Source organism: Chitinimonas sp. JJ19, assembly GCF_036961565.1.
Taxonomy (GTDB): domain Bacteria; phylum Pseudomonadota; class Gammaproteobacteria; order Burkholderiales; family Chitinimonadaceae; genus Chitinimonas.
The window spans coordinates 12,896-25,263 of record NZ_JBAMDD010000011.1; the positions used below are offsets into that span (position 1 = coordinate 12,896).

13 protein-coding genes are annotated in these 12,368 nt (G+C 61.4%); 3 read left to right on the forward strand and 10 right to left on the reverse strand.

From position 1 onward, the window contains the following. Positions 1 to 5: 5 nt before the first annotated feature. The 4 genes from V7714_RS13980 to V7714_RS13995 all read right to left on the reverse strand — a co-directional run bounded on the left by V7714_RS13980 (position 6) and on the right by V7714_RS13995 (position 3,341). On the reverse strand, positions 6 to 1,343 hold the full coding sequence (locus V7714_RS13980; RefSeq protein ID WP_335710293.1) for an aminopeptidase P N-terminal domain-containing protein: 1,338 nt from the start codon (positions 1,341 to 1,343) through the stop codon (positions 6 to 8). 167 nt (positions 1,344 to 1,510) lie between these two features. After that, positions 1,511 to 2,446: a class I SAM-dependent methyltransferase gene (locus tag V7714_RS13985; protein WP_335710294.1), complete on the reverse strand. Its 936-nt coding sequence runs from the start codon at positions 2,444 to 2,446 to the stop codon at positions 1,511 to 1,513. A 116-nt stretch (positions 2,447 to 2,562) separates the two neighbouring features. Further along, entirely contained in the window at positions 2,563 to 3,057 is a 495-nt protein-coding gene (coaD, locus tag V7714_RS13990; protein ID WP_284197271.1) for a pantetheine-phosphate adenylyltransferase, read from the reverse strand. 56 nt (positions 3,058 to 3,113) lie between these two features. Beyond that, the gene (locus V7714_RS13995) at positions 3,114 to 3,341 is read right to left on the reverse strand and encodes a hypothetical protein (protein ID WP_335710295.1); all 228 of its coding nucleotides are present in this window, start codon (positions 3,339 to 3,341) and stop codon (positions 3,114 to 3,116) included. A 91-nt stretch (positions 3,342 to 3,432) separates the two neighbouring features. Between V7714_RS13995 and V7714_RS14000 the strand changes: the two genes are divergently transcribed. After that, a complete protein-coding gene (locus V7714_RS14000; protein ID WP_335710296.1) occupies positions 3,433 to 4,560 on the forward strand; it encodes an ABC transporter substrate-binding protein in 1,128 nt (375 codons plus the stop codon). A 204-nt stretch (positions 4,561 to 4,764) separates the two neighbouring features. Here the strand turns inward: V7714_RS14000 and V7714_RS14005 are convergent, their stop codons facing one another. From V7714_RS14005 to murB, 6 genes are all read right to left on the reverse strand, one after another. Next, a complete protein-coding gene (locus tag V7714_RS14005; protein WP_335710297.1) occupies positions 4,765 to 5,766 on the reverse strand; it encodes a peptide ABC transporter ATP-binding protein in 1,002 nt (333 codons plus the stop codon). Further along, positions 5,759 to 6,730, reverse strand: a complete 972-nt coding sequence (locus V7714_RS14010; RefSeq protein WP_335710298.1) for an ABC transporter ATP-binding protein — start codon at positions 6,728 to 6,730, stop codon at positions 5,759 to 5,761. The genes V7714_RS14005 and V7714_RS14010 overlap by 8 nt, the downstream gene beginning before the upstream one ends. A gap of 9 nt (positions 6,731 to 6,739) precedes the next feature. After that, the gene (locus V7714_RS14015; protein ID WP_335710299.1) at positions 6,740 to 7,645 is read right to left on the reverse strand and encodes an ABC transporter permease subunit; all 906 of its coding nucleotides are present in this window, start codon (positions 7,643 to 7,645) and stop codon (positions 6,740 to 6,742) included. Positions 7,646 to 7,655: 10 nt separating this feature from the next. Further along, positions 7,656 to 8,666: an ABC transporter permease subunit gene (locus V7714_RS14020; protein WP_290332269.1), complete on the reverse strand. Its 1,011-nt coding sequence runs from the start codon at positions 8,664 to 8,666 to the stop codon at positions 7,656 to 7,658. Between the two features lie 88 nt (positions 8,667 to 8,754). After that, positions 8,755 to 9,321 carry a hypothetical protein gene (locus tag V7714_RS14025; protein ID WP_335710300.1) on the reverse strand — a complete coding sequence of 189 codons (567 nt, stop codon included), beginning with the start codon at positions 9,319 to 9,321 and terminating at the stop codon, positions 8,755 to 8,757. A 2-nt stretch (positions 9,322 to 9,323) separates the two neighbouring features. Continuing rightward, positions 9,324 to 10,322, reverse strand: a complete 999-nt coding sequence (gene murB / locus V7714_RS14030) for a UDP-N-acetylmuramate dehydrogenase (protein ID WP_335710301.1) — start codon at positions 10,320 to 10,322, stop codon at positions 9,324 to 9,326. Between the two features lie 264 nt (positions 10,323 to 10,586). Here murB and V7714_RS14035 point away from each other — a divergent pair, with 264 nt between their 5' ends. Together V7714_RS14035 and V7714_RS14040 are read left to right on the forward strand one after the other, a co-directional pair. Beyond that, entirely contained in the window at positions 10,587 to 11,327 is a 741-nt protein-coding gene (locus V7714_RS14035; protein ID WP_335710302.1) for a substrate-binding periplasmic protein, read from the forward strand. Further along, positions 11,324 to 12,319, forward strand: coding sequence for a 2-hydroxyacid dehydrogenase (locus tag V7714_RS14040; RefSeq protein ID WP_335710303.1), 996 nt, complete (start codon positions 11,324 to 11,326; stop codon positions 12,317 to 12,319). The genes V7714_RS14035 and V7714_RS14040 overlap by 4 nt, the downstream gene beginning before the upstream one ends. Positions 12,320 to 12,368 lie beyond the last annotated feature (49 nt).

Genomic DNA, 12,368 nt, shown 5'->3' on the forward strand with positions numbered 1-12,368 from the left:
TAGGCTTACCCAGCTTGACGCGCCATGGTGGCTTCGATGTCCGCCACAGTCTTGGGCGTCAGCGCCGTCAGGTTCTCGTGGCCATCGCGGGTCACCACCAGATCATCCTCAATACGCACACCGATATGCAGGAACGCCTCCGGTACCTCGACATAGTGGGAGGGCGAATCCGGCAGCAAGGGGCGGAAGTACAGGCCAGGCTCTACCGTCAGTGCCATACCGGCCTCCAGCGCACGCCAGTGCCCGTCTATCTTGTACTCGCCGACATCATGCACATCCAGCCCCAGCCAATGGCCGGTGCCGTGCATATAGAACTGCTTGTAGGCTTCGCTCTCTATCAGGCCATCCACCGTCCCCTTGAAGATGCCCAGATCCAGCAGGCCCTGCGTCAGGGTGCGGACCGAGGCATCATGGTAAGCAATGCGGCTGGCACCAGGGCGTACTTGCTCGAAGCTGGCTTCCATGGCGGCCAGTACCAGCTGGTAGATGTCCTTTTGCGGCCCACTGAACCTGCCGCTGACCGGGAAGGTGCGGGTGATGTCGGCAGCATAGCCATGCAGCTCGCAACCAGCGTCTATCAGCAGCAGGTCGCCGTCATGCATGCGGCGGTTGTTTTCGTGGTAGTGCAGGCAGGTGGCATTGGCGCCGCTGGCGACGATGCTGCCATAGGCCGGATAGCGCGAGCCATTCTTGTAGAAGTGGTACAGCAGCTCGGCTTCCACTTCGTATTCGAACTGGCCGGCGCGGGTAGTCTGCATGGCCCGTATATGTGCCTCGGACGAAATGCGGCCGGCCTCGCGCATGATGGCCACTTCGCTATCGTCCTTGAACAGCCGCATCTCGGCCACGGCCGCACGCACATCGACAAACTCGATCGGTGCCGGCTTGCCGTTGCGGGCCCGCGCCTGCACCTGCTGCACCAGCCCCATGATGCGGCGATCCCACTGCTCGTCAAAGCCGATGGGGAAGTACAGCCGTGGCTGGCCGGCGATCAACTCGATCAGCTTGGCGTCCAGCTGGTCGATGGCATAGGCCTCATCAAAGCCAAACTGCTCACGGGCCGCTGCCGGGCCATAAAGAAAGCCCTCCCAGATTTCGCGCAGCTCGTTCTTGGGCTGACAGAACAGGGTGGATTTCACTTGCTCGCCCAACTGCATCACCAGCACGGCTTCCGGCTCATGAAAGCCGGTCAGATAATAGAAGCTGCTGTCGTAGCGGAAGTGGTAATCGGTATCGTTGCTGCGATTGCGTACGCGCGCCGTCGGCAGGATCACCAGCCCCTCGGGCAGGCGCTCGTTCAGGCTGGCACGACGGCCACGATGACGTTCAACATTGATCTGCATGGTATGCATTCCGGATGGGTGCCTCCCTCATCATGGGAGAGGGGCGGGATAGACGCACGATTATAGCCGCATCCAGCAGGGCTACGCCCCGGTGCGATGGGTGTTAGGCCTGGCCAGACGGATGGCTATCGCTTGCGACAGGCGGCAGGTCTCTCAAGCCACCGGCGCTATGCCTCGAAGCGGAAGCATTGGTGGATCTTGCGGTTGCGAAAATCCTCAGGCACCGACTGCGCCGAGATATCGCGGCATAGCGGCTGTAGCCCAGCATCCAGCTCGAACCCGCGCAGATTGTTCGAGAAGTACAGCACGCCACCGGGCATCAGCAGCTTGCGGCATTGCTGCACCAGCTTCACATGGTCGCGCTGCACGTCCAGGATATCCAGCATCTTGGCGGAATTGGAGAAACTGGGCGGGTCCATCACAATCAGGTCAAACAGTTGACCCTCATCCATGGCCTCCTCCAGGTAACGGAACACATCCGCCCGCACCAGCTTGTGCCGGACAGGATCCAGCCCGTTCAGTTCAAAGTTGCGGCGAGCCCACTCCAGGTAGGTATTGGACAAATCCACCGTCACCGAATCAGTCGCGCCGCCCGTGGCCGCATAGACGGTAAAGCTGCCGGTATAGGCAAACAGGTTCAGAAAGCGCTTACCCGCTGCCTCCTCCCCCACCCGCTTGCGGGTGGGCCGGTGATCCAGAAACAGCCCGGTATCCAGGTACTCATCCAGGTTCACCCAGAAGCGCCGACCCTGCTCGCTGACCACGAAATCCTCACTGTGGTGGCCGGTGCGGCTGTACTGGAATTCCCCCTTCTGCCGCCGGCGCAGCTTGAAGGCCACAGTTCTGGTTTCCATGCCCAGCACCTGGGCCACGCAGGCCTTGACCTCAGCCACCCAGGCAGCGTGCTCCTCATCAGTCTGCTGCCAGCCGGTATCGTACTCAGCAATATGGGCGCGACTGCCATAGATATCGACGGCGACCGGGTACTGGGGAATATCCCGGTCATAGATGCGGTAGGCCTCGGTATGCTGGCGCTTGGCCCACTTGGCGTAGTGCTTGTGGCTCTTGGCGAGCCGGTTCTGGAAATCCTGCAGGGCAGACATGGCTAGACTCGAATGAAGAAGTAACAGGCCGGCGAATCAGCATCCGCCGGCCCTAGGTAGTGTAGGGATGAAACATAGGCCGCGCTTGCCAGGGGCGCTGGCACTCAGGCAGCTCGCTAGCCCTTGAGCGTCATCTCGATAAAACGCCTATGCACGGGCGCTGGCACATACTGCCTGAGCACCGACTCCCAGCCTACCGGCCCCACCAGGCCCTTGATCATGGTGGAACTGACTTCGGCGATCTCGCGGGGTGGCATCAGGAACACGGTGTCGATGTCCGGCACCAGATCACTGTTCACATAGCGCATGGTGCGCTCGAACTCATAATCGCTGGCAGTACGTATGCCGCGCAGGATGAAATTAGCGCCAACCGATTGGGCGTAGTTCACCAGGAACTGGTTCTCGAAGCTCACCACCCTGAGCTTGGGCAGGTGGGTGGTGCATTCGCGCAGCATGGCTTCACGCTCTTCCACCGTAAAGGTGCTGCGCTTGTCCGGGTTCACCCCGATGGCCACGATCATCTCGTCGAACAGCTCGTAGCCCTGCTCTATCATCCACAAGTGCCCATTGGTCACCGGGTCGAAGCTGCCTGCGTAGACCGCGCGTTTCATCGTAAGGGCATTCCTGTTCACTGGGCCGACCATTCTAGAGCCTGCGCCGAACTATTTCACCTGCCCATTTGTGGCATTGCCCACTCTTGTTTTGTCAGCGCCACCAGCAGGCAAAACAGCATATGACATCCGGCAAGAAACCAGCTCACGCCAAAGCACCAAAACATGTCGCGCGCATAGCTTTTTACTGTGTTTCTCGCCACACCGCCAAGCAGACCACTTTCCTGATACAACAAGTGCTTACGCCATCCTGTACGGCAATTTTCCAACAGCGGCAATACCATTAGCGCATCACGATACGACCATATTGAATGCACTGGGCAATCTGGCGCAAACTCAGTCCGGCATTGACCAAGATAAAAGGGAGAAAACCTTATGCGCGCAGTAACACAGGGGATCCTGCTGGCCCTTTGCCTGATGGGCAGCGCGGCACAAGCCGCCATTGTCGTCGGCCAGAGCGCACCACTCACCGGCGTGGCGGGCGAATATGGTCGCCACCTTTCCGAGGGGGCCAAAGCCTACTTTCAGTCCCTGAACAAGCAATCCGGCGGCATCAACGGCGAGCAGGTCAAGCATATCGTCTATGACGATGGCTTCGAAGCCAAGCGCACGCTGGACAATACACGCAAGCTGATAGACCAGGACAAGGCCGTAGCGCTGATGGGTTACTTCGGCGCAGACGGGACTTATGAATTGCTGCGACGCAGCTGGCTGGAGCAGGCCGGCATCCCGCTGGTGGGCCTCACCAGCGGCGCAAGCTCGGTACGCGATGCCGCATCGCCCTATATTTTCAACACCCGCGCAGGTCAGCAGGACGAAGTCATCAAGTTGGTTACCCAGATGAAGCGCCTGGGCATAGACCGCTTTGGCGTGCTTTACCAGGACGACGCCTTTGGCCGCGATGGCCTCAAGGTCGCCCAAGCCGAGGCCAAAAAGGCCGGACTGGGCATCGTAGCCACCGGCAGCTACAAGGCCAATACCCTGGCCGTGGAGAGCGCCGCCAAGAAACTGGCAGAGGCTAACCCACCCGCCATCCTGATGATCTCCATCACCAAGCCTACCGGTGCCTTTATCAAGGCCTTCCGCGGCCTGGGTGGCGGTGCCATCCTTTATCACACCTCCACCGTCGATTTCGACGAACTGGTGCGTGAGGTCGGCGCCGAGCTGGCCCACGGCCTAGCCATCGCCCAGGTCTATCCCTACCCCTGGGATAACCAGAACAAGCTGATACGCGAGTACCGCACCGCCATGGCCGAATACGCCTCAGCCAAGACCCCCATCAGCTATGCCTCGCTGGAAGGCTTCATCATGGCCAAGCTGGTAGCCGAAGCCATAGGCCGAGCCGGCCCCAGCCCCAGCCGCAGCCGGGTATTTCAGGCGCTGTCTAACCTGGGCGAGGTCAACTACGGTGGCTTCCGCATAGGCTACGGCCCGACCGACCGCGCAGGATCGCGCTTTGTCGAGCTGACCATCATCAACCAGAAGGGTGAGTTGTCGCGGTAGCTGAGCCGCCAACCAAATCAGGCCCTCGCGCCTATCCAAGCAAACGGCCACCCAAAGGTGGCCGTTTGCTTTTAGTGCGATTACCTGGCTTGGCATCGGCAATGGACTTGAAGCGTTGCAAAACCGAAGTCCATACACCACAGCAACCAACGCCAGGATTACCCTGGCACCTGCCCAGCCATGTCTTAAGTCCCTAACAAGCGCTTAAGCAGCAATCTCTTCAATCCGGTGGCAAGCCACCAGGCGATCATCGATAGGCCGCAACAAGGGCACTTCCTGCTGGCAGCGCTCGACCGCATGCGGGCAGCGCTTGTGGAAAGCGCAGCCCGACGGCGGATTCAGCGGGCTGGGCAACTCACCCGTGATCTTGATCTTGAGGCGGCGGTCTTCCTCGCGTATGGCCGGCGTCGCACTCATCAGGGCCTGGGTATAGGGATGCAAGGGCCGGGCGTAGATGGTGTTCTTGCTGCCATACTCCACTGCGGCGCCCAGATACATCACCATCAGGTCGTCGGCCACGTGCTCCACCACGCTGAGGTTGTGCGAGATAAACACGTAACCGGCGCCGAACTCCTCCTGCAGGTCCATGAACAGATTCAGTATCTGCGCCTGTATGGAGACATCAAGTGCCGATACCGGCTCATCCGCCACCACGATGCGCGGATTCAGGATCATGGCGCGGGCAATGGCGATACGCTGGCGCTGACCACCCGAGAACATATGCGGATAGCGCCGTACATGCTCGGGACGCAGGCCGACCTTCTGCACGATGGCGTCGATCTTCTCCTTGCGCTCGGCCGAACTCAGGCTGGTGTTGATATACAGCGGCTCATCCAGCGTGGCGGAGATGGTCTTGCGGGGGTTCAGCGAGGCATAGGGGTTCTGGAACACCATCTGCACCTTGGCACGCATGGCCTTCACCGTAGCGTGGTTGGCCTGAGCCACATTGACTCCCTCGATGCTGAGTACACCCGAGGTAGCCGGCTCGATCATGGTGAGCTGGCGTGCCAGTGTGGACTTGCCACAGCCCGACTCGCCCACCACAGCCAGCGTCTTGCGTGGCTGCAGGGTAAACGACACACCATTGAGCGCCTTGACCGTGGCGTGCCCCTTCATGAAACCACGGCTGACCTGGTAGTGCCGGGTCAGGTCCTGTGCCACCAGCAGATCGCTCTGGGTCGGCGGAAGATTGTCCAGATTAGCCATGAGTCGATTCCCCTTCGGCATTCAGCGGGTAGTAGCAGCGCACGCCATCCAGCAAGGCGGGCCGCTCCTGGCTGCATTTATCCTGTGCATAGCGGCAACGCGGCGACAGCAGGCAGCCCTTGGGCCGGTCATAGTGGCCAGGCACGATGCCGGGCAGGGCCGACAAGCGGTGGGCGCCCTTGGAGTGTTCGGGAATGGCTTCCAGCAAGGCCTGGGTATAGGGATGCCGGGGGGCGCGGAACAAATCCGCCACCGGCGCCTGCTCCACCACCTGGCCGGCATACATCACGCAGATGCGCTTGGCCATCTCGGCAATCACGGCCAGATCATGGGTAATCATGATCAGCCCCATATTGTGTTCCTTCTGCAGCCGCTCCAGCAGATCCATGATCTGCGCCTGTATGGTCACATCCAGGGCGGTGGTCGGCTCATCGGCAATCAACAGCTTGGGGTTGCAGGCAATGGCCACGGCGATCATCACGCGCTGGTTCATGCCACCGGAAAGCTGGTGCGGATAGGCACTCAGCCGGCTCTTGGCAGCCGGTATCTCCACCAGCTCCAGCAACTCCAGTGCCCGCTTCTCCAGCGCAGCACCACGCAGACCCATATGTACCTTGAGCGATTCCTTGATCTGGAACCCCACGGTATAGGATGGATTGAGGCTGGTCAGCGCATCCTGGAAGATCATGGAGATGTCCTTGCCCACGATCTTGCGGCGCTGGGCCGGCTTGAGCTTGAGCAGGTCATGACCATCAAACACCAGCTCGTCTGCCGTCACCCGGCCGGGCGCATCGATCAGGCCCATCAGGGCCATCATGGTGACCGATTTGCCAGAGCCAGACTCACCGACGATGCCAACCAGCTCACCGCGATCAATATCAAAGTCCAGGCCGTCCACGGCCGGAAACGGGTGCGCCAGCGAGCCGAACTCAACGCGCAGGTTGCGGATTTTTAGCAAGCTCATGACCGCTCCTTAGGCTGCACGCTTGAGTTTGGGGTCCAGCGCATCGCGCAGGCCGTCACCCATCAGGTTGATAGACAGCACGGTCACCAGTATGGTCACGCCGGGCATGGTCACCACCCAGGGTGCCCGCTCGATGTAGTCACGCGCGGCCGACAGCATGGTGCCCCACTCCGGTGTGGGTGGCTGCACGCCCAGGCCCAGAAAGCCCAGTGCAGCGGTTTCCAGGATGGCGGACGAAAAGCCCAAGGTGGCATTGACGATGATTGGCGCCATGCAGTTGGGCAGCACGGTCAGGAACATCAGCCGCAGCGCGCCGGCACCCGCCACACGGCTGGCTGTCACGTACTCCTTGTTGATCTCGGCCATGGCAGCCGCCCGCGTCAGGCGGGTATAGCTGGGCAGAGTGCCGATGGCGATGGCGATCATGGTATTGATCAGGCCAGGCCCCAGGATGGTGATGATGCAGATGGCCAGCAGGATGCCGGGCAAGGCCAGCATCACATCCATCACGCGCATGATGACCGTACCTGCCCCCTTGGGGAAGAAGGCCGCCAGCAGGCCCAACACCATGCCGGGTATCAATGACATCAGCACCGACATGAAGGCAATGAACAGCGAGATGCGGGCACCGTGGATCAGGCGGGAGAGAATGTCGCGGCCCAGCTCATCCGTACCCAGCAGATAGGTGGACATCCCACCTTCGGCCCAGGACGGCGGCGTCAGCATATGGTCGCGATATTGCTCAACCGGATCGTGCGGTGCAATCCAGCCGGCAAACACCCCGCAGAAGATCACACTGAGGAAGATGAACAAGGCCACCACGGCGCCCTTGTTGTGCGAGAAGCTCTGCCAGAACTCCTTCAGCGGGGAGGGGTAGCTGGGTACTACATCAGCGATTTGGACTTGAGTCGTCATGTTCGTTCCCTTACTTGGCCGAACGGATACGCGGGTTAACCACGCCGTAGAGGATGTCCACGAACAGGTTGACCACGATAAAGATGGTGGCCGAAACCAGGATGCCCGCCTGTACCACCGGGTAGTCACGGCGGGAGATGGAATCCACCAGCCATTTGCCTATGCCGGGCCAGGAGTAGATGGTCTCGGTCAGTACCGCACCGCCCAGCAGGGAACCCACCTGCAGGCCAATCACGGTGATCACCGGTATCAGGGCATTGCGCAGCGCATGCACCACCACCACACGGGTGGGTGCCAGGCCCTTGGCGCGGGCGGTACGGATATAGTCCTCACGCAGGACTTCCAGCATGGAGGAGCGGGTCATGCGGGCTATCACCGCCAGCGGGATGGTGCCTAGCACGATGGTGGGCAGTATCAGATGCATGGCGGCTGACTTGAAAGCCCCCTCCTCGCCCGACAGCCAGCTGTCTATCAGCAGGAAGCCAGTGCGCTGGGCGATGTCGAACTCGATGTCGATGCGGCCTGATACAGGCGTCCAGCCCAGGGTCACCGAGAAATACATGATCAGGATCAAACCCCACCAGAAGATGGGCATGGAGAATCCTGTCATGGACACCCCCATCACCCCATGGTCGAACACCGATCCTCGCTTGAGACCCGCAATCATGCCGGCAGGCAAGCCCACCAGCACGGCAAACAGCAGGGCGCAGATGGCCAGCTCGACGGTGGCGGGAAAGAGCGTCAGGAATTCCTTGGTGACCGGCTCACGGGTCACCAGCGAAATGCCCAGATCGCCCTGGGCAAGGTCCTTGACGTAGCGGAAGTACTGGATGTGCAGGGGCTGATCCAGTCCCAGGCGTTGCATGGCCGCCGCATGCATGACCGGATCAAGCTTGCGCTCGCCCACCATGACCTCGATCGGGTCGCCTGGAATCATGCGTATCAAGGCAAAAGCAACCAGGGTAATACCGATAAAGGTCGGTATGACGGTTGCCAGTTTCCTGAGGATGAAGGAAAACATGTACTTACCTCCGAGACACCAGGGTGAATAACCCTGATCGGGGGGTGGAAAAGCGCGCGATGTTACGCGCGACTAACGTCAGCGGCAATTACCGCTCCTGCATGCCTATGCTGCATGGTGTTTGCGCCACAGCTACGGAAAACCCTTCTAGCCAAATCTGCAATTGACGCGGTGTAGCAAAGCGCCGCACCTGCACACCTTGCGCCGCCAGCCCGGCCAGCACCGGCGGCAGTTCGCGGCGGCGACGCCAGTAGGTCTGCAGAAACCACAACAGGATGGAATCCCGGCTCAAGGTCTTGCCCAGCAACTCCTGGTTGCCAGCCAATAAACGTTCCCGGCTGCTCAGCCTGCGCCAAGTGCGGCCCAGCAATTGCCACAGATTGCGGGCAAAGCTGTAGTCTAGCCAGATCACCAGTTGCAGATGCGGCGCGTACAGATCACGCACAGCCGAGTAATTGCCATCTACCACCCAGGCCGGCGCCGCCACCGCTGCAGCGACCCGCTCGCGGAACACCGTCGGGGCGGCCGGCTGCCAGTCCGCCTCCCAATGCAGCGCATCCAGTTCGATATGCTGGAGCGCCCAACGCGCGCATAGCTGGCGTGCCAGTGTGGTCTTGCCCGCACCTGTCGTCGCCGTCACCCAGATACGCTGCACCGCTACCACCACACCGGCTCAGGCTGCAGCTGCACGCCAAAGCGTTCCGCCACATCAGCCTGCACCTGCTGCATCAACCGCCGCACATCGTCTGCCGTGGCACCACCATGGTTGACCAGCACCAGTGCCTGTTTCTCGTACATGCCCACCGGCCCCAGTTGCCGGCCCTTCCAGCCGGCTTGCTCGATCAACCAGCCCGCCGCCAGCTTGGCTCGGCCCTCGGTATGGGGATACACCGGCAGGCCGGGGTAGGCCGCCTGCAAGGCATCGGCCTGCGCTGTGGGCACGATGGGGTTGTGGAAGAAGCTGCCCGCATTGCCTATCACCGCCGGGTCCGGCAGTTTGCTTTGGCGGGCCGCCATCACGGCCGCAGCCACTGCCTGCGGGGTAATGGCCTCGCCGGCCAGCCTGCTGCGCAAATCCCCGTAGTCCAGCCGTGGCTGCCACTGCTTGGGCAGCTTGAACAACACGTCAGCAATCAGCCAGCGACCGGCCTCGGCCTGCTTGAACACGCTGTCACGGTAAGCAAAGGCACACTGCTCAGGGGTAAACACTGTAGTCGAACCATCTGTCAGGCTCAACGCAGTCAGGGCATGGAAATGGTCTTTCAACTCCACCCCATAGGCCCCGATATTCTGTATGGGTGCGGCCCCTACCGTACCAGGTATCAAAGACAGATTCTCCAGCCCCGGCCAACCCTGGGCCAGGGTCCACTGGACAAAGTCATGCCAGTTCTCACCCGCCGCAGCGGCCACATACCAGGCCGCCTCGTCCTCACCCAGCAACTGCCGGCCCTGCAGCTCGACCTTGATCACCGTGCCATCTACCCTGGTGCCAGGTACCAGATTGCTGCCACCGCCCAGTACCCGCAGCGGCGCCACGGCACCCGCCAGCAGCGGCGCCAGTTGTGCCGCCTCGGTCAAGTGGCTCAGGCGCTCCGCCCGTGCAAGCAAGCCCAAGGTGTGCAGCGGCTGCAGATCGGCCGCTTCGGTCATCGTCATGTTTGTCCTTGTGCACCGGGGCAAAGAATACGAAATCCGCCGATTATAAGGGCGCTGCGGGAAACCTCGGCTCCCAAGCGTCGCTTATGAGCTTAATTCGTGAAAAAACTGAAACCCGCTCCCTATGCCTCATCAAGCATGGGCAAGCAGTAGCGTGGGCCGAAGGGGTAAAGGTAGCCAGGGAAGCGTCCCCCGCCCTACTCGACCAAAGTGGGCTTGCTGGAACTGCCCTATACTGAGCAAAGTCTATCCATCGCAGCATGTATGACCAAGCTCGCCCCTTACCTGCTGTTGCTGTTGTGCGGCCTGATGGCCTGCGCGGAACCCGTGCGTGCCTATACCGAGGACTTCCCGCCGTTCAACACCCTCAACGAACAAGGCCAGCCCAGCGGGTATGCGGTGGAATTGCTAAGCCTGCTGATGAAAGAGGCCCAGCAGGAATACCGGCTGGAGCTGGTGCCCTGGGCCCGCGCCCTCAGCAATGCGCGCCAGCAGCCTGGCAGCCTTATTTTCACCATCGCCCGCACGCCAGAGCGTGAGCCGCACTTTCACTGGATAGGGCCGATTGCCGCCCGCAGCACCGCCATGATGCGGCTGCGCGACGGGCCTGCCCGTGCCAGCAGCCTGCAGGAGGCAAAAGCCTACAAGGTCGGCGTCATCAACGGCGACGCCGGCATGGAGCTGTTGCTGTCCCAGGGTTTTGTCCGAGGGGTCAATCTGGTCCCGCTGGACAAGCGCAACGACCTGGTTCGGCTGCTGCAACTAGGTTCGCTAGATTTTATCGTCGCCAGCCCCACCCTCATCCAGTATGTGGCCAGCCGCGCCGGCATACGGCCAGACCAGCTGGAGATCAGCCTGACCCTGTTGCGCCAGCCCGAGGGCTTTTACTTTGCCCTCAACAAGCAATCAGACCCCGCCCTGCTACAACGCCTGCAAGCCGCATTCGAGCGCCTGCAGGCGCGTGAGGTGGTAGACCAGCTCAAGCGAAAGCACGCCATAGAATGAAGCTGGCCGTATTCGACACCCATAGCTACGACCAACAGGCCCTGAGCGCGGCCAATGTGCGTCATGGGCATGAGATCGTGTTCTTCGAGCCCCGCCTGCATGCGGCCACGGCGGCACTGGCCGCCGGCTTCACCGCCGTCTGCCCTTTTGTGAACTGCCGCCTTGATGCGGCTACCTTGCAGCAGTTGGCCCAAGGTGGCACCCGCCTGGTCGCATTACGGGCGGCCGGCTATAACGGCATAGACTTGGCCGCCGCCCAGGCACAGGGCATCACCGTAGTGAGGGTGCCAGCCTACTCGCCCCACGCGGTGGCCGAACACGCCTTCGCCTTGCTGCTGACCCTGGTGCGCAAGACCCACCGAGCCTACAACCGGGTGCGCGAAGCCGATTTCTCGCTCGATGGCCTGGTGGGTTTCGATCTGCACGGCAAGACCCTGGGCATCGTCGGCACCGGCCGCATAGGCCGGGTAGCGGCGCGTATCGCCACCGGCTTCGGTTGCCGGGTGCTGCTATGTGACCCGCAGGCCGATCCCGCGTTTGCCCAGCAACTGGATGCAAGCTACTGCGAGTTCCCGCAGTTGCTGGCCCAGTCCGACATTGTCTCGCTGCACCTACCCCTGACGCCCGATAGCCACCACCTGATCAATGCCGAGTCGCTGGCGCGCTGCAAGCCCGGCGTTATCTTGGTCAACACCAGCCGTGGCGGGCTGATCGACACGCCCGCCCTGATCGCCGCGCTCAAGCGGGGGCAACTGGGCGGGGTCGCGCTGGATGTGTACGAACTGGAAGAAGGCGTATTCTTTCAGGATTGGTCAGGCACGGGCCTAGCCGATGATCAACTGGCCAGGCTGACCACCTTCCCCAATGTGCTGATCAGTTCGCACCAGGGATTTCTCACCCGCGAGGCACTGGCCAATATCGCCGACACCACGCTGGAGAATGTCCGTGCCTTTGCCGCAGGCGAAGTGCTGAGCAATGCCATATCATGTTGAACATGGGTAGTTTTGACACTGGCCTTGCATGACAACCACATTCAGCAAG

Bases quoted from the DNA above. Each gene is read 5' to 3' on its own strand.
- V7714_RS13980 (WP_335710293.1), bottom strand. From the start codon at position 1,343: ATGCAGATCAATGTTGAACGTCATCGTGGCCGTCGTGCCAGCCTGAAC.
- V7714_RS13995 (WP_335710295.1), bottom strand. From the start codon at position 3,341: ATGGTATTGCCGCTGTTGGAAAATTGCCGTACAGGATGGCGTAAGCAC.
- V7714_RS14040 (WP_335710303.1), top strand. From the start codon at position 11,324: ATGAAGCTGGCCGTATTCGACACCCATAGCTACGACCAACAGGCCCTG.
- V7714_RS14010 (WP_335710298.1), bottom strand. From the start codon at position 6,730: ATGAGCTTGCTAAAAATCCGCAACCTGCGCGTTGAGTTCGGCTCGCTG.
- V7714_RS14000 (WP_335710296.1), top strand. From the start codon at position 3,433: ATGCGCGCAGTAACACAGGGGATCCTGCTGGCCCTTTGCCTGATGGGC.
- V7714_RS14005 (WP_335710297.1), bottom strand. From the start codon at position 5,766: ATGGCTAATCTGGACAATCTTCCGCCGACCCAGAGCGATCTGCTGGTG.
- murB (WP_335710301.1), bottom strand. From the start codon at position 10,322: ATGACGATGACCGAAGCGGCCGATCTGCAGCCGCTGCACACCTTGGGC.
- V7714_RS14020 (WP_290332269.1), bottom strand. From the start codon at position 8,666: ATGTTTTCCTTCATCCTCAGGAAACTGGCAACCGTCATACCGACCTTT.
- V7714_RS14035 (WP_335710302.1), top strand. From the start codon at position 10,587: ATGACCAAGCTCGCCCCTTACCTGCTGTTGCTGTTGTGCGGCCTGATG.
- V7714_RS13985 (WP_335710294.1), bottom strand. From the start codon at position 2,446: ATGTCTGCCCTGCAGGATTTCCAGAACCGGCTCGCCAAGAGCCACAAG.
- V7714_RS14015 (WP_335710299.1), bottom strand. From the start codon at position 7,645: ATGACGACTCAAGTCCAAATCGCTGATGTAGTACCCAGCTACCCCTCC.
- coaD (WP_284197271.1), bottom strand. From the start codon at position 3,057: ATGAAACGCGCGGTCTACGCAGGCAGCTTCGACCCGGTGACCAATGGG.